General features: G+C 67.1%; 19 protein-coding genes. 8 read left to right on the top strand and 11 right to left on the bottom strand.

All coding sequences use genetic code 11. From position 1 onward, the window contains the following. Positions 1 to 22: 22 nt before the first annotated feature. Positions 23 to 1,651 carry a HAMP domain-containing sensor histidine kinase gene (locus tag VIK36_RS01495; protein WP_324643823.1) on the top strand — a complete coding sequence of 543 codons (1,629 nt, stop codon included), beginning with the start codon at positions 23 to 25 and terminating at the stop codon, positions 1,649 to 1,651. 13 nt (positions 1,652 to 1,664) lie between these two features. On the opposite strand, the gene VIK36_RS01490 is transcribed toward VIK36_RS01495, so the two are convergent. Then, positions 1,665 to 1,904: a hypothetical protein gene (locus tag VIK36_RS01490; protein WP_324643822.1), complete on the bottom strand. Its 240-nt coding sequence runs from the start codon at positions 1,902 to 1,904 to the stop codon at positions 1,665 to 1,667. A 120-nt stretch (positions 1,905 to 2,024) separates the two neighbouring features. Between VIK36_RS01490 and VIK36_RS01485 the strand changes: the two genes are divergently transcribed. Beyond that, complete coding sequence (locus VIK36_RS01485; protein ID WP_324643821.1) at positions 2,025 to 2,513, top strand: NUDIX domain-containing protein; 489 nt, start codon at positions 2,025 to 2,027, stop codon at positions 2,511 to 2,513. A gap of 102 nt (positions 2,514 to 2,615) precedes the next feature. On the opposite strand, the gene VIK36_RS01480 is transcribed toward VIK36_RS01485, so the two are convergent. Both VIK36_RS01480 and VIK36_RS01475 read right to left on the bottom strand, forming a co-directional pair. Beyond that, positions 2,616 to 3,845 carry a beta-ketoacyl-[acyl-carrier-protein] synthase family protein gene (locus VIK36_RS01480; RefSeq protein ID WP_324643820.1) on the bottom strand — a complete coding sequence of 410 codons (1,230 nt, stop codon included), beginning with the start codon at positions 3,843 to 3,845 and terminating at the stop codon, positions 2,616 to 2,618. A 7-nt stretch (positions 3,846 to 3,852) separates the two neighbouring features. Continuing rightward, positions 3,853 to 5,466 (bottom strand): peptide chain release factor 3, encoded by a 1,614-nt coding sequence (locus VIK36_RS01475; protein ID WP_255174070.1) that lies wholly within the window; start codon positions 5,464 to 5,466, stop codon positions 3,853 to 3,855. A 197-nt stretch (positions 5,467 to 5,663) separates the two neighbouring features. Here VIK36_RS01475 and VIK36_RS01470 point away from each other — a divergent pair, with 197 nt between their 5' ends. From VIK36_RS01470 to disA, 3 genes are all read left to right on the top strand, one after another. Next, positions 5,664 to 5,894: a hypothetical protein gene (locus tag VIK36_RS01470; protein ID WP_324643819.1), complete on the top strand. Its 231-nt coding sequence runs from the start codon at positions 5,664 to 5,666 to the stop codon at positions 5,892 to 5,894. A gap of 82 nt (positions 5,895 to 5,976) precedes the next feature. Next, positions 5,977 to 6,477 carry a 2'-5' RNA ligase family protein gene (locus VIK36_RS01465; RefSeq protein WP_324643818.1) on the top strand — a complete coding sequence of 167 codons (501 nt, stop codon included), beginning with the start codon at positions 5,977 to 5,979 and terminating at the stop codon, positions 6,475 to 6,477. Between the two features lie 246 nt (positions 6,478 to 6,723). Next, complete coding sequence (gene disA, locus VIK36_RS01460) at positions 6,724 to 7,800, top strand: DNA integrity scanning diadenylate cyclase DisA (protein WP_255174067.1); 1,077 nt, start codon at positions 6,724 to 6,726, stop codon at positions 7,798 to 7,800. Positions 7,801 to 7,896: 96 nt separating this feature from the next. Here disA and VIK36_RS01455 read toward each other — a convergent pair whose 3' ends face one another. Continuing rightward, positions 7,897 to 8,598 (bottom strand): hypothetical protein, encoded by a 702-nt coding sequence (locus VIK36_RS01455; RefSeq protein WP_324643817.1) that lies wholly within the window; start codon positions 8,596 to 8,598, stop codon positions 7,897 to 7,899. A 274-nt stretch (positions 8,599 to 8,872) separates the two neighbouring features. On the opposite strand from VIK36_RS01455, the gene VIK36_RS01450 reads away from it, so the two are divergent. From VIK36_RS01450 to VIK36_RS01440, 3 genes are read left to right on the top strand one after another with little or no spacing between them, the layout of a single operon-like run. Next, a complete protein-coding gene (locus VIK36_RS01450; protein WP_324643816.1) occupies positions 8,873 to 9,691 on the top strand; it encodes an A/G-specific adenine glycosylase in 819 nt (272 codons plus the stop codon). A 60-nt stretch (positions 9,692 to 9,751) separates the two neighbouring features. Further along, positions 9,752 to 10,183, top strand: coding sequence for a DUF3592 domain-containing protein (locus VIK36_RS01445; RefSeq protein WP_324643815.1), 432 nt, complete (start codon positions 9,752 to 9,754; stop codon positions 10,181 to 10,183). Positions 10,184 to 10,212: 29 nt separating this feature from the next. Beyond that, a complete protein-coding gene (locus VIK36_RS01440; RefSeq protein ID WP_324643814.1) occupies positions 10,213 to 10,719 on the top strand; it encodes a hypothetical protein in 507 nt (168 codons plus the stop codon). Here VIK36_RS01440 and VIK36_RS01435 read toward each other — a convergent pair. The 7 genes from VIK36_RS01435 to VIK36_RS01405 form a co-directional block, all read right to left on the bottom strand. Beyond that, a complete protein-coding gene (locus VIK36_RS01435; protein ID WP_255174062.1) occupies positions 10,716 to 10,889 on the bottom strand; it encodes a hypothetical protein in 174 nt (57 codons plus the stop codon). The two genes, VIK36_RS01440 and VIK36_RS01435, sit on opposite strands and share 4 nt — an antisense overlap. 35 nt (positions 10,890 to 10,924) lie before the next feature. After that, positions 10,925 to 11,665: an HPr family phosphocarrier protein gene (locus VIK36_RS01430; protein ID WP_324643813.1), complete on the bottom strand. Its 741-nt coding sequence runs from the start codon at positions 11,663 to 11,665 to the stop codon at positions 10,925 to 10,927. Next, positions 11,662 to 12,294 (bottom strand): dihydroxyacetone kinase subunit DhaL, encoded by a 633-nt coding sequence (gene dhaL / locus VIK36_RS01425; RefSeq protein ID WP_255174060.1) that lies wholly within the window; start codon positions 12,292 to 12,294, stop codon positions 11,662 to 11,664. Before dhaL ends, VIK36_RS01430 begins: the two co-directional genes overlap by 4 nt. A gap of 2 nt (positions 12,295 to 12,296) precedes the next feature. After that, positions 12,297 to 13,298 carry a dihydroxyacetone kinase subunit DhaK gene (dhaK, locus tag VIK36_RS01420; protein WP_324643812.1) on the bottom strand — a complete coding sequence of 334 codons (1,002 nt, stop codon included), beginning with the start codon at positions 13,296 to 13,298 and terminating at the stop codon, positions 12,297 to 12,299. 245 nt (positions 13,299 to 13,543) lie between these two features. After that, positions 13,544 to 14,053, bottom strand: a complete 510-nt coding sequence (locus VIK36_RS01415; protein ID WP_255174058.1) for an amino-acid N-acetyltransferase — start codon at positions 14,051 to 14,053, stop codon at positions 13,544 to 13,546. 113 nt (positions 14,054 to 14,166) lie between these two features. After that, on the bottom strand, positions 14,167 to 16,284 hold the full coding sequence (locus VIK36_RS01410; RefSeq protein WP_324643811.1) for a prolyl oligopeptidase family serine peptidase: 2,118 nt from the start codon (positions 16,282 to 16,284) through the stop codon (positions 14,167 to 14,169). Positions 16,285 to 16,402: 118 nt separating this feature from the next. After that, a complete protein-coding gene (locus tag VIK36_RS01405) occupies positions 16,403 to 18,895 on the bottom strand; it encodes an ATP-dependent Clp protease ATP-binding subunit (RefSeq protein WP_026264823.1) in 2,493 nt (830 codons plus the stop codon). Positions 18,896 to 19,106 lie beyond the last annotated feature (211 nt).

Raw genomic sequence — 19,106 nt, 5'->3', positions numbered from 1 at the left:
TGGCCACGCACGCAGGGGGCCCATGCAGCCTGTTGTGTCCGACCGTCTCGACGGTTTATTCGGTGCACTCAGTGCTCGGAAGCGCGTGGTGGCGAGCCAGCTGCCCGTCACCTTGACCATTGCGCTCGTGGTCCTCGCCGCGGCAATCTTCAGTCCGGCGACGCTGGCCAACAGTATCTTTCTCGCCGCGCTGCTGTTTCATCTCGCAATCGCCGCAACGTGCCTGGCCGTTCCCTGGGCCAGGCTTCCCGCCGGGGCATTCGCCGTGATCCCGCTCCTGGACTGCCTTGCCATCGGCTTCACCCGCGAGGCTGGAGGTCCCGCCTTCAACGTGCTGAGCATGATGCTGGTGTTCCCCGTTGTCTGGCTCTCGGCGCAGGCCCGGCCGTACATGCCGGTCCTGGCCATTGCAGGGACTGTCCTCAGCACGCTGGCCCCGTCCGTTGTCCAAGGGGCGCCGCTTACCGGGGGATCCATGATCCGCACCCTCATCCTGCCCCTGGTCATGTCCGTCATCGCGGTGACTGCCCACGTGGTGGCCACCACCATCCGCCGCCATCGCGTCAGGCTTGTCCAAAACGAACAGGACCTGGCCCGCACGCTGGCTGAAAGCGTACGCCGCCAGGCCCTGCTTGACGCAGTGCTGAAGGCCGTTGGGGTGGGCGTCTGGGTCGTGGACACCCGGGGCCACACGGTGCTGGCCAACAGGGCGATGCGCACGGACCCCGCCCTCGGCGGCGTGATGGACCCTGCCGGGGGGCCGGGCATGCTGATGCTGGCGGACCGCTGTACGCCGGTACCGTCAGGCCTGCTTCCCGCAGCCCGGGCCGCAGCCGGCGATGCCTTCACGGACGAGTTGTATTGGGCCGGCCCCGCAGACCGCCAGCGCGCCTACTCCGTAAGCTCGCATGGCTTCCCTTCCGCCGGCGGCCAGGAAGGTGGTGCCGTCATCACCTTTGTGGACGTCACCACCCTGGTCAGTGCGCTGGCCGCCAAGGACGATTTTGTTGCCACCGTCTCTCACGAGCTGCGGACACCGCTCACGTCCATCCTGGGTTACCTGGAACTGGTCCTGGACGAACCCGGGCATGAGGACATCCGGGAGGAGCTCCTGGTGGTACGCCGGAATGCGGAACACCTGCTGAGCCTGGTCAATGACCTGATCGCTGTGGCATCCGAGCGGATGGACCTGTCGCTGGAGGAAACGGACCTGGCCCGGCTGCTGGCGCTGGAGGTGGATGCCGCACTGCCCAAGGCCGCAGGCAACGGGCTGCAGCTGGTCCTTGACGTGGAGCAGCCGCTGCCGGCAAGGGTGGATCCGGAGCGAATCAGCCAGGTAGTCAGGAACCTGCTCTCGAACGCCATCAAGTACTCCCCCAGCGGCGGCTTAATCACTGCCGGGGCCGTCAGGACCGATGCGGGCCTGGTCTGTTCCGTCACCGATACGGGGGTGGGAATGACGGAGGAAGAGCAGGAACAGGCCTTCACCAAGTTCTTCCGTTCGGCCCGGTCGCGGGACACGGCCATCCCGGGCGCGGGGCTGGGGTTGCCCGTCAGCAAGACCATCGTTGAGGGCCACGGTGGATCCATCACCCTGCACAGTGAGCCCGGCGTGGGCACCACTGCAACCTTCATCCTGCCGGGACTCTGACAGCTCCGGACAGTCAGGAAGAGGCGCCGGCCAGCCAGCTGGAAACGTCGCTGCGCAGCACCAGCAGCGGCCCGCCGGTGGCGCTCACATTGCCATTGGCCACGTAGTACCCGCGGCCCGACCCTGTTCCCCCGGCCGCGCGGTCCAGGGCTTCCACCAGATGCCGCGGCAGGTGGCCCTGCGGACCAAGGCTGCGGAGTTCGTCCACTTCTTCCGGGGTGAGCCGTCCCAAAACCTCAGCGATGTTGGCCATGAGTGCTCCTTTCGAGCGGAGTGCCTGGCAAGGGTGCCTGAAGGAATAACCTAGAGCAGCGCCGTGAACTCCACGTTAACGGCGGACGGCAACTGCACTTCCTGACGATCCGGAGACCAAATGCCCATTCGAAGCGCAGGCATCCTGCTGTACCGCCGGGACCCGGCCGCCCCCGACGGCGCCCCGGACGGGCTGCAGGTATGGATAGCCCATATGGGCGGTCCATTTTGGGCGCGCAAGGACACCCACGCCTGGTCCATCCCCAAGGGCGAGTACGCCGACGGCGAGGACCCGCTGGCTGCTGCACTGCGGGAGTTCGCAGAGGAGATGGGGACTGCTGCCCCGGAGGCTGAATACCGGTTGCTTGGCGAGTTCCGGCAGTCCTCGGGGAAGCTCATTACCGCCTACGCGGCGCAGGCTGAGTTCGCCCCGGAGGTGATTAACAGCAACACTTTTCCGCTGGAATGGCCCAAGGGGTCCGGCCGGATCCAGCATTATCCCGAAATTGACGACGCCCGCTGGTTCCCTGAGCAGGAGGCCCGGCTCAAACTCGTCAAGGGCCAGCTGCCCATCCTCGATGCACTGGTTGAGAACATGGCGGCCAGCTAGACCACCCGTTTGACGCGCTGCTGCATCCGGATCGCCGGGACGGTGCGGGAACGCCGGTCAGTTCCGGCGTCCCCGCACCGTTCCGGCGTTTTCGGCGTTTGGCTAGGCGCCGGTGAGCACCAGAGCCACGCTGTGGCCGCCGAAGCCGAACGCATTCACCAGTCCTGCCGGGGCAAACCCGGGCGGGAGCTGGTGGGCGCTTTCGGTGACGACGTTGAGGTCCACTTCCGGGTCCAGCGCCTCCACGTTCAGCGTCCCGGGGAGTTGGCCGGTGCGGAGGGCTTCGAGGACCACGACGGCGGCCAGCGCGCCCGCGCCGCCCAGCAGGTGTCCGGTGTGGCCCTTCGTGGACGTCACCGGCACGGAGGCGCCGAAGACGGCGTTGATTGCCTGGCCTTCCAGCCGGTCGCCCACGGGGGTGGACGTGGCGTGGGCGTGGACAAACCCAATCTCCGCCGGTTCCATCCCGGCCGAGTCCAGCGCTTTCTGCATGACGCGGCGCTGCATCGCAGGATCTGCCGCCACGATGTCGTTGGCATCGGATGTCACCGCTCCCCCGGCGACGGCACCCAGGATGGCGGCGCCGCGGGCACGGGCGTGTTCTTCGCTCTCCAGCACCACCACCGCGGCGCCCTCTGCGAGTACAAAGCCGTCCCGGCCGCCGTCGAACGGGCGCGCGGCCCGCTGCGGGTTATCCGAGCGGGTGGACAGTGCACGGATCTGGGCGAAGCCGCTGATCACCAGGTCATTGACGGAGGCATCAACGCCGCCGGCAATGACGACGTCGGCGGCACCGGAGCGGATCAGCTCGGCTGCCTGGACAATCGCCTCAGCCCCGGAGGCGCAGGCGCTGACGGGCGTCCGCGCACCGCCGCGGGCGCCAAGGTCGATGGAGACCCAGGCGGCGGGACCGTTGGCCATCAGCCGGGTAAGCGTGTGCGGGGAAACCTTCCGCGGCCCTGACTGGTTCAGCGTGCGGTCCTGCTCGATGGTGGAGCCCAGGCCGCCGTATGCGGAACCGATCACCACCGCGAACCGCTCGGGGTCAACCTCGGGACTGCCGGCCTGCGTCCATGCCTCCCGGGCTGAGACCAGGGCGAGCTGGCCGCAACGGTCCATCCGCTTCATTTCGCGGGTACTGAGGTGCTCCGAAAGGTCGGCAGTAATTTGCCCGGCGATTTTGACCGGCAGCTGCTCCGCCCAGTCCTGGTCCAGCGCGGTGATCCCGGAGCGCCCCTCAAGCAGCGCCTCCCAGGTCTCCTTGACCGTGGTGCCGAGCGGGTTGATGGTGCCGGCACCGGTGACGACGGCGCGGGGTGCAGGAGTGTTCACGGATGCCTTACTTCGCCGGGTTGTGCGTGCCGATGGGCACGAGTGTCAGGTCCGGGTGGTTCTTCTCGATCCGCCGGAGCGCCCAGACGTCGTTGAACAAGGCGAGGTATTCGCCGTCGGACCGCAAAAGCACCTCCGCCCCCGGTACGTTGGCCAGCGCGGGCATGGCGTCCGCCGTCGAAATCCTCGCCAGCGAGTAGGGCAGGCGTTCCAGGCGCATGGGGGCGCTGAAGTCGTGGGCCATGCGGTCCTCCACCACTTCGAACTGCATGGGCCCGACGGCGGCAAGCACCGGGGCCTGGTCGCCACGGACGTCGGAGCGGAGCACCTGGATGACGCCCTCGTGCTCGAGCTGCTCGATGCCGCGGCGGAACTGCTTGAACTTGCTGGGGTCCTTGGACCGGGCCACCTGGAAGTGCTCGGGGGCGAACAGCGGGATGGCCGGGTACTCGACGGGTTCCTCAAGGAAGAGGCTGTCACCCACGCGCAGGGACGAGGCGTTGACCAGGCCCACCACGTCCCCGGGATACGCCTCGTCGATGACTTCGCGTTCCCGGCCGAACACCTGCTGAGCGTACTTGGTGGCGAAGGACTTGCCGGTACGGGTCTGGGTGACCACCATGCCGCGCTCGAAGACGCCTGAGCAGACACGGATGAAGGCCACGTGGTCACGGTGCGCCTTGTTCATGCCGGCCTGCACCTTGAAGACGAAGCCCGAGAACGGCGACTCAACCGGGCGGGGCGCACCGTCCACGTCGGGGCGCGGGGACGCCGGCGGAGCGAAGTCCACCAGGGCGTCCAGCAGCTCCTTGACGCCGAAGTTCAGGGCGGCGGAGCTGAACAGGATGGGGGTGGCCTTCCCCGCGTGGAAGGCGTCGACGTCGAATTCGAGGTTGGACTCGATCACCAGGCCTGCCTCGTCCACGGCGTCCGACCAGTTGCTGCCCTGGCTCTCGGCGGCTTCCTCCGGCGTGAAGTATTCGGTGATGGCGATCTGGGCGCCGGCGTTGTTGCGCTGGAACCGTGCGAAGCGGTCGTTGCGCAGGTCCCACACGCCGCGGAAGTCGCCGGAGATGCCCACGGCCCAGGTCAGCGGCATGGGCTGCAGGCCGGTGCGTTCGGTGATCTCGTCCATCAGCGCCAGGGCGTCCAGGCCCGGCCGGTCCCACTTGTTGATGACGGTGATGATGGGCAGGTTGCGCTGCTTGCAGACCTCGAAGAGCTTCATGGTCTGGGTTTCCAGGCCCTTGGCGGCGTCCACCAGCATCACGGCACAGTCCACGGCGGCGAGCACGCGGTAGGTATCCTCCGAGAAGTCGGCGTGGCCGGGGGTGTCCAGGAGGTTGATGACCGTGTCGCGGTAGGAGAATTGCAGGGCTGCGGAGCTGATGGAGATGCCGCGGTCCTTCTCCATCTGCATCCAGTCCGAGACCGTTTCCTTCCGGTTGGCCTTGCCGCTGGAGGCGCCCGCGGTGCCGATCACCTTTGCATGCAGGGCCAGCGCCTCGGTGAGCGTGGACTTGCCGGCGTCCGGGTGGGAGATGACGGCGAAGGTCCTGCGGCGGCCCGCCTGCTTGTGAATCTCGGAGATCCGGGCGGGGGTCAGGACATCTTGGGACACGGTGCTACTTTCGCTGCGGTTGAGGCTGCCCAGGGGCCATTCGGGTTCTGCGCTGCGACTCGAGGGCGGGGAATCAGGATTGGCAAACGGCCAAAGTACAAGTTTATCGCAGGGCCGCAAACCGGCATGGGCCGTGCTTAACGCGGGCGAAACCGCCCGTTCAAGGCCGCGAAATGCCGGACCGTTAGCTTGGGCGAATGATGCATGGCGCCACTTTCTCAGGCAACCTTTTCTTTGATCCTCTGGCCCCCAACCTGGCCCCCGGACCGGTTGGTGCGGGTGCGCAGGGGCCCGGCGGAGCGATTCCCTCGGCCCCGCTGCGGCAACGGGGCGTCCAGACGGCGGCGGAACACAAGGCGCTCCGCGCCGCGTCCCTCTCGAAAGTCAGCAGGGATCTGGAGCGGATGCTCAGGGAGCGCAGGCGCTGAAATCTCTGTCGGCGGCCCGGTTGTCCCGGCGCGCGCCACAACACGTGGCGCAAGGGACAGCGGGTAACGGCATGATGTGCTTATGCGCAGCATCGAACTGGTCTTTGATGACCGCACGGACGCCCTCCTCAGAGCCGACTGGGCGCGGCTCGAAGCCGCCGGCCTCCCCAGCATGGCAGCGCACACCTCACCCAGCAACAGTCCACACATCACGCTTGCCGCAGGAGCGGACCTGCAGTCCGGCCAGGAAGGGCCTTGGCAGGCGCTGCCCCTGGACATCACGTTTTCGGGCGCCATCGTTTTTCCCGCCGGAGCCGGCAGGTATGTGCTGGCCCGGTCTGTCCTGCTGACCGCTCCCCTGCTGGATCTGCACAGGCACCTGCACCAAGGGCTTGCAGGTGCATTGCCGCTCACCCTTCCGGAGGGCTGGACACCGCACGTCACCATCTCCCGCCGTATCCCCGGCCATCAACTCGGGACGGCCATGGACCTGCTGGACCTTCGCGTGGAGGGCCGCTGCACGGCAGCCCGGCTGTGGGACAGCAGCACCAAAACGATCACGCTCCTGGCAGGGGCTGCCTGAGCCGGCCGCCATGACCGCGTCTGAAAAGAGCAAAAGTGCCTGCCCTGCATGACATCCAGGGGGCACTTTTCCGCCCTGCCCGGTTACCCCCTAATGGGGCACTTTGGGGCTTGCCCGTGCGGAACTTGGGCTTCTTGCCCCTATCATTGAGCTTGCGGGAATCAGAGCACTTTTTGATCCTGCCGGCCAACTGCGGATGCCGGCATTCCTGCGGGCGGCGGTCCGCACCTTTGAAGGGAAACACCTATGGCGCGGAGCCCCGAAGAATCGCTGAGGGCCACTCTGGGCAGGGTTGCACCCGGAACACCGCTTCGCGACGGCCTGGAACGGATCCTCCGCGGCCGGACCGGCGCACTGATCGTCCTGGGCTCCGACCGCACCATCGATTCCATCTGCTCCGGCGGATTCGATATCGGCATCGAGTTCTCGCCCACCCGGCTGCGGGAACTGGCCAAGATGGACGGTGCCATCATCTGCGACAAGGACGCGGGCAACATCCTGCGCGCGGCGGTCCAGCTGGTCCCGGACTCAAGCATCGAAACCCAGGAGTCAGGCACCCGCCACCGCACTGCGGAACGGGTGGCCAAGCAGACCGGAGTCCCGGTGATCTCCGTCAGCCAGTCCATGCAAATCATCGCCCTTTACGTCAACGGTCTCCGGCATGTCCTGGAGGGCTCCGAGAACGTTCTTGCCCGCGCCAACCAGGCACTCGCCACCCTGGAGCGCTACCGCGCCCGGCTGGACCAGGTCACCAGTTCGCTGTCTGCTCTGGAAATCGAGGCGATGGTGACGGTGCGGGACGTGGCCGTGACCCTCCAGCGGCAGGAAATGGTCCGCCGCATCTCGGAGGAAATCTCGCAGTATGTGCTGGAACTGGGCGAAGACGGCAGGCTTCTCTCTCTGCAGCTGGACGAACTCACCGTGGGCAGGGGCCCCGGCAGCGATGTGATCATCCGTGACTACGCCAGCCCCAATGCCTCCGCGGACGACATCGACAAGGCCGTCCATGAGCTTGTCAGCCTGGGCCCCACGGAACTGATCGACCTTGGCAAGATCTCCGCGATTGTGGGGTTTGCCGGCGGCGAAGCCAATCTGGACGCAGTGGTCCAGCCCCGCGGCTACCGGCTGCTGTCCGGCCTCAAGGCAGTCCCCAAGGCCGTGGCGGACCGCCTGGTGGACCATTTCGGGGGCCTGCAGTACCTCATGGCCGCCACCATTGATGACCTCATGACCGTTGACGGCATCGGCGACCAGCGCGCCCGCACCGTTCGCGAAGGCCTGAGCCGGATGGCCGAGGCAAGCCTCCTGGACCGCTTCCTCTAAGATCCCCATCCGTGGGATAACGCTCATCGAGTGCTCCGTAGTTGTCGTTATGAAGCCTGAAAACGACTGTTACGGAGCAATCGATGAAGCAGCAGCTCAGTTCAGCTGGAAGACGGCCTTGGGGCTGGCCCGGGAACCCAGCTTCGCGGTGAAGATGTAGTACGCCCCGCCGCCACCGGGGGCCGCAGCAACGGCCTTGCAGCCATCGGCGCTGCGGTTCCGGCTCCACGGGAAGTTGGCGGTTTCGCTGGCACCGGGCGCAATCACCTTCACCAGGTCCTCGCTGGATGCCTGGCAGTCCTTCGAGGAAAAGATCCGGTCAGAGCCACTGGTCACCAGGAACTCCATCTGGGAGGTTCCAATGTTGACCTCACAGGGCACGGTGCCGCCGTTGGTCACCTTCAGGGTGAGCAGCGGGTTTTCCCCGGGACCGTAAGCGGGCTTGTCCGTGGCAGCCGAGACAGTCACCAGGTTCTGGTTGCAGGTGGGGGTCGCCGGGGCAGTGGGCGACGGTGTGGCGGAAGCAGCCGCGGAGGCAGAGGGCGTGGCGGCAGCAGACGGGGATGCGGCCGGGTTCGACGCGGTTTCGGTGGACGACGGCTGGGTGGAGGATGCTTTCCGGGACCCACCCGTGAAGGCTGCGGCGAGCGCGAACCCGCCCGCCACCAGCGCGATCACCAGCAGGAGCGCACCACCAACAACCATTCGTCGCCGGCGGTACACGGCGGCGCTGGGCTTCCGGACGCTGCTGGAACCCGATGCCGTGCCGCGCGCTGATGAATTGCCTTGCCTGCCCATCCTCCTAGGCTAGGGAAACCCGCCGGATCTGCACTGCCACCACGCCGCCGCAGGCCCATCGCGCTGGTCACAACCGGTTTGCGGGCCGCCGGAACCAATCCACTACAGTGTTGGCATCGACACTCAAACCTCCCCCGCAAAGCACGCTCCGGCGGACCCCGCAAACCTGGAGCTGCTCCACCACCGGATCAACGGCTGGTTCGCCGGCATTGCCCGCGACCTGCCCTGGCGCGAGCCCGGCTGCTCCCCCTGGGGCGTCCTGGTCAGCGAGATCATGCTGCAGCAAACCCCGGTGGTCCGGGTGCTTCCCGTCTGGCATGAGTGGCTGAAGCGCTGGCCCACCCCCGCCGGGCTGGCGGGGGAACCGGCAGGGGAAGCCGTCCGCTCGTGGGGCCGGCTGGGCTACCCCCGCCGGGCGCTTCGGCTGCATGCCGCGGCCACGGCGATCGTGCAGGACCACGGCGGCAAGGTCCCGGACACCCACGCCGAGCTGCTGGCCCTTCCAGGGGTGGGCAGCTACACCGCCGCCGCAGTGGCAGCGTTCGCGTACGGCCGCCGGGAAACGGTGGTGGACACCAACATCCGCAGGGTGCACGCCCGGCTGGTCACCGGCGTCGCGCTTCCCGCCCCGGCGCTGACCGCGGCGGAGATGCGCCTGGCCGCCGCCCTGCTGCCGGACGACGACGAAACTTCCGTGCGCTGGAACGCTGCGGTCATGGAGCTTGGGGCTTTGGTGTGCACGGCCCGGGCGCCGAAGTGCGCCGCCTGCCCGGTCAAAGACTCCTGCGCGTGGCTGGCGGCGGGTGAGCCCCCGCCGTCGTACGTTCCCAAAGGGCAGGCATGGCACGGCACCGACCGCCAGGTCCGTGGCGCCGTGCTGGCCGTGCTCCGGCTGGCGGAGTCGCCCGTGCCGCCGGACATGTTCCAGCGTGAACCTGCCGACCTTGGCTTTGCCCCGGAAGGAATCGGCGTGCCGCTGGCCGCGCTGCACCGGCTCAACTCCGCCCCTGAACAGCTGGAGCGGGCGCTTGCGGGGCTGCTGGCGGACGGGCTGGCAGAGATGCACGACGGCGGCTACCGGCTTCCTGCCTGACCCACCGGCGGCGTGGGCCCGGGATGGCATACTTCTTGGTGACCGGAACCGGGGGAAGCCATGAAGACCATTCTGTACATCGTCTGGGCACTGTTTGTTGCCGCGGCGATATTTTCGCTGCTCTATGCGTCGCGCCGGACCAAGCGGCAGGAACAACAGATGGCATCCTGGCCCAAGGCGCAGGCAACCGTCACCGGCAGCGCAACCGGTTGGACCAGCGGCGTGGGCGGTGCCAGCCGGAACCTCCGCTACTTCCCCACGTACCAGTTCACCGATCCGCAGGGCACCCTCTTCATGGGCAAGTCCGAAATCTCCGGGGTGGAGCAGCCCGTGCCGGGTTCGCTGATCGAGGTGGCTTACAACCCGTCCAACCCCAACGAATCACTCCAAGTATCCTCCGAGCCGCGCAGGGCCATGGGCTGCCTGATCGCGTTTTTCGCGGTCTTCGCAGTCGCCTCGTTCTGGTTTATCGGCATTTTTCCAATCGGCTGACTGTGCCGCCGGCGCGGTAGCCTGAAGGCATGCACAGGCCCGGAATGCTGGTGCCATTGGGGATGGCTGCGGCGCTCCTCGCTGCCTGCGGGCCCGCCGGCAACGCATGCCCGGCGATTGCGCAGGCCACCGTCGTGGCCGTGACAATCACCGCTGACTACTCCGCCCAGGTACAAACGCTGCATCTGCGGGCATGCCAGGACGGCGCCTGCAAGGAGTCCGACGTCGAACTGCGCCCCGGCAGCTCCTCCGTTGACCAGGGGTGCACGGAAGAGGGCGCCTGTTCGGCCACGGCTTCTCCCGACGGCACCAAGGTGGCGACACTGATGCTGGAGACCCTTGCGGAATCACCCATGACGGTGACCGCTTCCGGCACGGCTCCTGACGGGACAGCGCTGGCCGTCCGCACCCTGGAGTTCCGCCCGCAGGCGCTGTATCCGTTCGGTGGGCAGTGCGGGAAGTTCCTGTCGGCATCACTTACGCTGGACGGCGACGGGCTGCACCAGCAGCCGGCATCCCAAAAGCCGCGGGGCTAGAAAAGCGCCGGCTGGGTGAAGGTCCCGTCGTCGGAAGCTCCGGCCGCGGGGCCACTGCCCACCGGTTCAGCACTCCAGTTGAAGCCCAGTTCGGCGAGCAGTTCCTCCACGGAGATTTGGCCGTCCAGCACTTCGATTTCCTGGGTGTTGTCTGCAAGCGGCCGTTCCATGCCATCGAGCTTATTCCCAGGAACGGCCGGGGAGCTCAGGGCTCGCCGAAGCCGGCCTCCACCAGGCCGCCCACATACTCCACGGCCCGTTCAGCATCCGCGCCCCACGCTTCCACGTGCAGCACGGTGCCCTTGCCCGCGCCCAGGGTCATCAGCCCGGTCATGGACGCACCGTCCACGCCGTTGATGGTGACCTCAGCGTCCAGCGAAGCCAGGCCCCCTGCCACTTTCGCAGCAGGCCGGGCATGCATGCCGGCCTGGTTCACCAGCTCAAAGTCGCCCGTGAAGTCCGGCGGGGCGCTGCTGACAGGCTCGTGTTCGGCTGCCGCCCCGCCCCGCTCCGGTTCGTGCGCCAGCCCCCGCACACCTTCGGCCGCCTTAAGGACCGCGTGGACGTCCGCACCACCCTGCGCAGCGACGGCCGCGGCCACCAGGCCTTCCACCAACGGTGCGTCGGCAAGCAGGACACCGGCGGGATTCTCCAAAAACTCGAGTGCCGATTCCGCGGTCATCACGGCTGATCCCAGGTCTGTCAGGACCACCGTGCCCGTTACCCCGGCACCATCCCCGCCGGCACGCCCGGAAGGTTCACCGCCAGCCTCTCCCCCGGCCTTTTCCAGGGCCGCGAGGACCTTCTCCAGGCTGGTGCCGATCCTGCCATCGTCGGTGCCCCCGGCTGGCAGGATCATTACGTCCGGGGCCATTTGGGCGGCAAGCTCCACGGCGCCGTCGGCAATTTTTTCGCTGTGCGATACCACCACGATGCTGACGTTCACGCGGCCGCCCCAACGGCAGCACGGAGGATCAGCGCGCTGGACACTGCTCCCGGGTCCCGGTGGCCTGCACTGCGTTCGCCAAGATAGCTGGCGCGGCCTTTCCGTGCCACCATCGGGTCGGTGGCCACGGCCCCTGCCTCGGCAGCTTCGGCGGCGGCCACCAGGACGCTGAGGACGTCCGTGCCGCTGCCGTCGGCCGCCGCGCGGGCAGCATCAACCGCCGGTGTCCACGCATCCACCATGGTCTTGTCCCCGGACTCCGCTTTGCCGCGCGCCACGATCCCGTCCCGGGCCGCCTCCAGGGCGCCGGCCCAGGCGGCGGGATCAATCTCGGCGGAATCACCCAGCGCGGTGGCGGCGCGGAGGAACGCTGTTCCGTAAAGCGGGCCGGCTGCGCCGCCCACCTTGGACATCAGGGTCATGGCTGTCATCTTCAGCGCCGCCCCCGGCGTTTCGGGCGTGGATTCACCGAGCTTGGCAAGGACCGCCTGGAAGCCGCGGTCCATGTTCTCGCCGTGGTCCGAATCCCCGATGGCGCGGTCAAGTTCGATCAGTTCAACGCGGTGTTCAGCCATGGCCTGCGCGCACAGGGTCAGCCACTTGACGGCCCAATTGGCATCCAGCACCACGGCTACACGCCCCAGCGCAGGGCGGGGGTATGCACGGGAGCGTCCCAGAGTTCGGTGAGCTCGTCGTCGAGCCGGAGGACCGAGATGGAACAGCCCTGCATCTCCAGCGCGGTGATGTAGTTGCCCACCAACGAACGTTCCACCGTGGCGCCTGCATCCGCCAGCACCTGCACCGCCCGCCGGTACACGATGTAGAGCTCGCTCAGCGGGGTGCCGCCCATGCCGTTGACGAAGAGCAGCACCTTGTCGCCGGAGCTGACCCTCAGATCGGCCAGGACGGGTTCCAGCAGGCGGTTGGTGATGCTGTCCGCGTTCTCCATGGGGATCCGGTGCCTGCCGGGTTCGCCGTGGATGCCGATGCCGATCTCGATCTCATCCTCGGCGAGGTCGAAACTTGGCGTGCCTGCGTGCGGCACCGTGCAGGCTGACAGCGCAACGCCCATGGTCCTGACGTTGGCATTGACCCGTTCTCCGATGGCGGCCACGGCATCCAGGCCGTCACCACGCTCGGCAGCGGCGCCGGCGATCTTCTCCACGAGCACGGTGCCGCCCACTCCCCGGCGGCCGGCGGTGTACAGCGAGTCCTCCACGGCGACGTCGTCGTTGACCAGTACGGTCCGGACGCTTACGCCCTCAGCCTCGGCCAGTTCGGCCGCGGTCTCGAAGTTCAGGACGTCCCCGGTGTAGTTCTTGACGATATGCACGACGCCGGCACCTGAGTTGACTGCGAGGGTGGCGGGAAGGATCTGGTCCGGGGTAGGTGAGGTGAACACCGCCCCGGGCACGGCGGCGTCGAGCATGCCCCGCCCCACGTAACCGGCATGCAGCGGCTCGTGCCCGCTGCCGCCGCCTGAAACCAGCCCCACCTTGCCTGCCACTGGCGCGTCCTTGCGCGTGATGTAGGTAGGGTCTTCACTGACGGTGACCAGCCCGGCGTGTGCCAGGCCAAAGCCCTGGACAGCTTCCTGGACAACGGCTTTTGGATCGTTGATGAGTTTCTTCATGGCGGTGCTCCTGGCTGTGCTCCTGAAGGATGTGTTTCCGACCCTACTACCGGGATCGCAGGTGGCGGTAGGTTCCTCCGGCCCGGTTTTCAGTCAGCGTCCGCCGGCGACCGGTCCGGGACGCAGCAAAGGGACAGCCCCCAATAACTGTCCCTTTCCTGAGGCCCCCCACATATCGGCCTCCAATAGTTTATCCATCAATTCGAGTAAAACCAAGAGGGGTATGTCCTGGGCGGCCCCGGGGCCTATAGGGTGCGGATCATCCGGGTGTTGCCCAAGGTGTTCGGCTTGACCCGTGCCAGGTCCAGGAATTCAGCCACGCCTTCGTCGTGCGAGCGGAGAAGCTCCGAATACACTTCCGGGTCCACTGCGGACTGGTCCGCCATAACTTCGAAGCCGTGGCGCTTGAAGAAGTCCACCTCGAAGGTAAGGCAAAAGACCCGGGACACTCCGAGGGCGCGGGCTTCCTCCAGCAGGCTTTCCACCAGGACATGGCCCACGCCCTTGCCCCGCCATTGCCCGGACGCCGCGAGGGTGCGGATTTCGGCCAGGTCCTCCCACATGACGTGCAGCGCCCCGCAGCCGATCATTTCGCCGTCGCTCGACTCGGCGATGCGGAACTCCTGCAGGCTCTCGTAGTACGCCACCGTCTCCTTCGCCATAAGGATGCGTTCCTCGGCCAGGGGCGCCACCAGCTTCTTGATGGCGGGGACGTCACTGGTGCGTGCTGGGCGGATGTGGAAGGAGTCGGTCACAAAGCCATCCTACGAGGCGAAGGAGGGTGGGACATTTACGTAGCTTCCGTCAAAGCGACGGCGGAGCAGCAAGCGGTAAATGTCCCACCCTCCGAGCCGCAGGAGCCGGGAGCTTAGGTGCCCAGTTCGGCCGGCAGCTCGAGCTCCTGGCCCAGGACGTTCTTCGCCAGGAACCACTCCACCACCTGGTACCAGACCTTGGCGTGCTGCGGTTGGAGGACCCAGTGGTTTTCGTCCGGGAAGTAGAGGAACCTGTGCGGGGTCTGCCCGTCCTGGTCCGCCGCCAGCCGCGATTTGGACAGCAGCTCGTACCAGAGCCGCAGGCCCTCCCCGATGGGCACCCTGTAGTCCTTGTCGCCATGGATCACCAGCATGGGCGAACCGATCTTCTCCGCGTGCAGGTGCGGTGAATTCTCCAGCGCCATCTCCTCGGTCATTTCCTTCAGCCAGTACTGCGAGGCATCTGTGGTGGGTCCGAACTGGTCCAGCGCCCACAGGCTGGCGTGGGTGACCACGGCCTTGAACCGGTCCGTGTTGCCCGCCACCCAGTTGGCCATGTACCCGCCGAAGGATCCGCCCATCGCAGCAGTCCGGGCCTCATCGATGTCCGGACGCTCCACCGCCGCGTCCGTAACGGCTATGAGGTCGGTGAACGGCGCTTTGCCCCAGGCACCCCATCCGCGCTGGATGTAGGCCTGCCCGTAGCCCGTGGACAATGCAGGGTCCGGGAGCAGCACCGCGTAGCCCTTCGCCGTCAGGAGCCAGGGATTCCACCGCCACGTCCACGCGTTCCAGGACCCCAGGGGACCGCCGTGGATCCACAGCAGCATCGGTGCGGGCTCCTCTGCTGATGCACCCTCGGGCAGGGCAAGGTAGGCAGGAACCCGGGAACCGTCCGGAGCCGTGGCGGCGATCCGCTCCAGCCGACCCGGGCGGGACGGCCGGTCGGCAGGGGCTGGAAGCCGGGTGGTTTCCCCTGTGGCCACGTCGATCCGCACTGCCTCGGGTGGGAATTCGTAGGAGCTGCGCAGGGCGTACGCATAGCGCCCTTCCGGCGAAACAACGACGTCGGAGTAGGCCGCCGCGTCCTGCGTCACCCGGGCAACACCCACCTCAGCGGCAGCCGCGGGGACGCTGACCCGGAAAACCGGCGACGCGCCGTCGTCGTCCGCCGTGACCAGGAGGGCGGAACCGTCCGGAAGCCAGGCTGCCGGCTTGGGCCAGCGGTCCCAGTCATGGGCCAACGGTTGCAACCCGGCATCCCCGGCGCTGCCGGAGACGTCCAGGAGGTGCATCCTGACCTCGGGGGCCCGCTGGGGGGTGGAATCACTTTCGCTGACCACCACCAGCGTGTTGCCGTCGGGGCTGACCGGACCCGGGAAATAGCTCATGCCCTCCTGGTCCAGGAGCACCTTGAGGCTGCCCGATGCCACATCCACCGCCACCAGGACGGACCGGCTGTCCGCCTTGGCGAGGGGTTTGGTGTAGCTGCTGTAGACGGTCTTCCCGTCCGGGCTGACCACTGTCTCGGCTTCCCTCAGCCGCGGGCCGGCATACGGAGTCAAGTTCCGCAGGACCAGGGGAGCTGTGGCGTCAACGGTTGCGGGTTTGCCGGGCCCCTTGTCCGCCCCGGCTTCCACGGCGAAGATCCGCGGCTGGCCGGGACCCAGGTCGGCGTCCCAGTACCGGACCGGGTACTCGCTGTGCAGGATGGCGGAGACCTTCCTGTCCTTGCGGGACTTGCGCCGCTCGGCGTCGTCCTCCTCATCGGCTGACCCTGCCAGAACCTCAGCCGCCACGAATGCCGCATCAGCGTTCCTGGCAGTCATCACCTTACTGACGCCGCCGGGCCGGCTGAGGACTACGCGGGCTTCCCCACCGTCGGCCGGAAGGAGCCACAGTGCATTGACCGGTTCTTCGTCGGGGCTGTCCGGGTCGGGGCGCGCGGAGGTGAAGTAGACGTCGCCGTTCGCGGCGAAAGCCGCGCCCGCTTCGCCCTTGGCGCTGCGGGTGATGCGCCGGGCGTGCTTCTGCCCCGCCGGGTCCAGCTCCCACAGGGCGGTGGCAAACTCGGTGCCCTTGCCGTTCAGGGTGGCGACGGTGGTGACCAGGCGGGAGCCGTCCGGGCTCAGCGCCAGTCCGCTTACCCGCGGGATGGACAGGTAGTGGTCGAGGTCGTGGAAAGGAGTCAGTGGTTGCTCGTCCGGGATCGCCGGATTCTGATTAGCCATGCCCCGATTCAACACGCTTTGTGGCCGCCGTCACAAACCCTAAGCCACTGACGGGTACAGAGGGCAAAACGAAAGCCCCGCCGCTCCTTGCGGAGTGGCGGGGCTTTGGCTGTGGCGCCTAGACGCTCGGGGCGATTTCCGGGATGCGCGGCTTGGCGTTGCCGGCGAAGGTGAACTTCGCGTCGTCGCCTTCGCCTTCGACATCCACCACGACGATGTCGCCGGGGTGGATCTCGCCGAAGAGGATCTTCTCGGAGAGCTGGTCCTCGATCTCGCGCTGGATGGTGCGGCGCAGCGGCCGGGCCCCCATGGCGGGATCGTAGCCGCGGGTTGCCAGGAGCACCTTGGCGGCCTTGGTGAGCTCGATGCCCATGTCCTTGTCCTTGAGGCGCTTCTCCAGGCGGGTCACGAACAGGTCCACGATCTCGATGATCTCGTCCTGGGTGAGCTGCGGGAACACCACGACGTCGTCAACACGGTTCAGGAACTCGGGGCGGAAGTGCTGCTTCAGTTCCTCCGTGACACGAGCACGCATGCGGTTGTAGCCGGTCTGCGTGTCGGTGCCGGACTGGAAGCCGGTGGCAACGCTCTTGGAGATGTCCCGGGTACCCAGGTTGGTGGTCATGATGATCACGGTGTTCTTGAAGTCCACCACTCGGCCCTGGGAGTCGGTCAGGCGGCCGTCTTCCAGGATCTGCAGCAGCGAGTTGAAGAGGTCCGCGTGGGCCTTTTCCACTTCGTCGAACAGCACCACGGAGAACGGACGGCGGCGGACCTTCTCGGTCAGCTGGCCACCCTCTTCGTAGCCCACGTAGCCCGGAGGGGCACCGAAGAGCCGCGAAACGGTGTGCTTCTCGGAGTACTCGGACATGTCCAGGGTGATGAGGGCGTCCTCTTCACCGAACAGGAACTCCGCGAGTGCCTTGGCGAGCTCGGTCTTGCCGACGCCGGTGGGGCCGGCGAAGATGAAGGAGCCACCGGGACGCTTGGGGTCCTTGAGTCCTGCACGGGTGCGGCGGATGGCCTGGGACAGTGCCTTGATGGCCTCGTCCTGGCCCACCACACGCTTGTGCAGTTCCTCTTCCATCTTGAGCAGGCGCGAGGATTCTTCCTCGGTCAGCTTGAAGACGGGGATGCCGGTGGAGTTGGCCAGCACCTCGGCGATGAGATCCTCATCCACCTCGGAGATGTCGTCCATGCCGCCGGACTTCCAGTGGCGCTCCTTCTCGGCCCGCTCGGAGATCATCTTCTGCTCCTTGTCGCGGAGCGAAGCTGCACCTTCGAAGTCCTGGGCGTCGATGGCGGATTCCTTCTCCATCTTCAGCTTGGCGATGCGCTCGTCCATGGCCTTGAGCTCCGGCGGAGCGGTCATGCGGCGGATGCGCAGGCGTGCACCGGCTTCGTCGATCAGGTCGATCGCCTTGTCCGGCAGGAAGCGGTCCGAGATGTAGCGCTCGGCCAGGCTGGCAGCGGAGGCCAGGGCGCCGTCGGTGATGGTGACGCGGTGGTGTGCCTCGTACCGGTCGCGCAGGCCCTTGAGGATCTCGATGGCGTGCGCCACGGAGGGTTCCTTGACCTGGATCGGCTGGAAGCGGCGCTCCAGCGCGGCGTCCTTCTCGATGTGCTTGCGGTACTCATCCAGCGTGGTGGCACCGATGGTCTGCAGCTCGCCGCGGGCCAGCATGGGCTTCAGGATCGAGGCTGCGTCGATGGCGCCTTCGGCGGCACCGGCACCCACCAGGGTGTGGATCTCGTCGATGAACAGGATGATGTCGCCGCGGGTGCGGATCTCCTTGAGGACCTTCTTCAGGCGCTCTTCGAAGTCACCGCGGTAACGGGAGCCTGCCACCAGGGAGCCGAGGTCCAGGGTGTACAGCTGCTTGTCGCGGATGGTCTCCGGGACGTCGCCGCGCACGATCGCCTGGGCCAGGCCCTCGACGACGGCGGTCTTGCCGACGCCGGGCTCGCCGATGAGGACCGGGTTGTTCTTGGTGCGGCGGGAAAGGACCTGCATGACGCGTTCCATTTCCTGCTCGCGCCCGATGACCGGGTCCAGCTTGTTCTCGCGCGCAGCCTGGGTCAGGTTGCGGCCGAACTGGTCCAGGACCACGGACCCGGCAGGGGCGCCCTCAGGCTGTCCGCCGCCGACGCCTGCGCCGGTGGTTTCCTTGCCCTGGTAGCCGGAAAGGAGCTGGATGACCTGCTGGCGGACCCGGTTGAGGTCGGCGCCGAGCTTGACCAGAACCTGGGCGGCAACGCCTTCACCTTCACGGATCAGGCCGAGCAGGATGTGCTCCGTGCCGATGTAGTTGTGGCCCAGCTGGAGGGCTTCGCGCAGCGAGAGCTCCAGTACCTTCTTGGCACGGGGGGTGAAGGGGATGTGGCCGGAGGGGGCCTGCTGGCCCTGTCCGATGATCTCCTGCACCTGCTCGCGAACGCCGTCGAGCGAAATGCTCAAAGACTCAAGAGCTTTGGCGGCAACGCCCTCACCCTCATGGATCAAACCCAAGAGGATGTGTTCGGTACCGATGTAATTGTGGTTCAGCATGCGTGCCTCTTCTTGGGCAAGCACAACTACGCGACGGGCACGGTCCGTAAATCGCTCAAACATTTCGCCACACTCCTAGCTACGACGTACTTTGATGCTACGTGGCCGCCCCTGAGTTGTGGAGCGTGTTCGCCACAGGGGAAACCGCGCCCCTTGCGGGAATAACGTTGCGGGCAGCCGCAGCGCGGCGCCCTGGACGGGGAAGGCGGGGCAGCAGCCGGCCCTGGCGCCCGGAAGGGACCCGGCAAACCCCTTCAATCCGGCCAGCTGCCAA

Source organism: Pseudarthrobacter sp. LT1, assembly GCF_035621795.1.
GTDB lineage: Bacteria > Actinomycetota > Actinomycetes > Actinomycetales > Micrococcaceae > Arthrobacter.
This window is presented reverse-complemented; position numbering and strand designations above follow the sequence as displayed.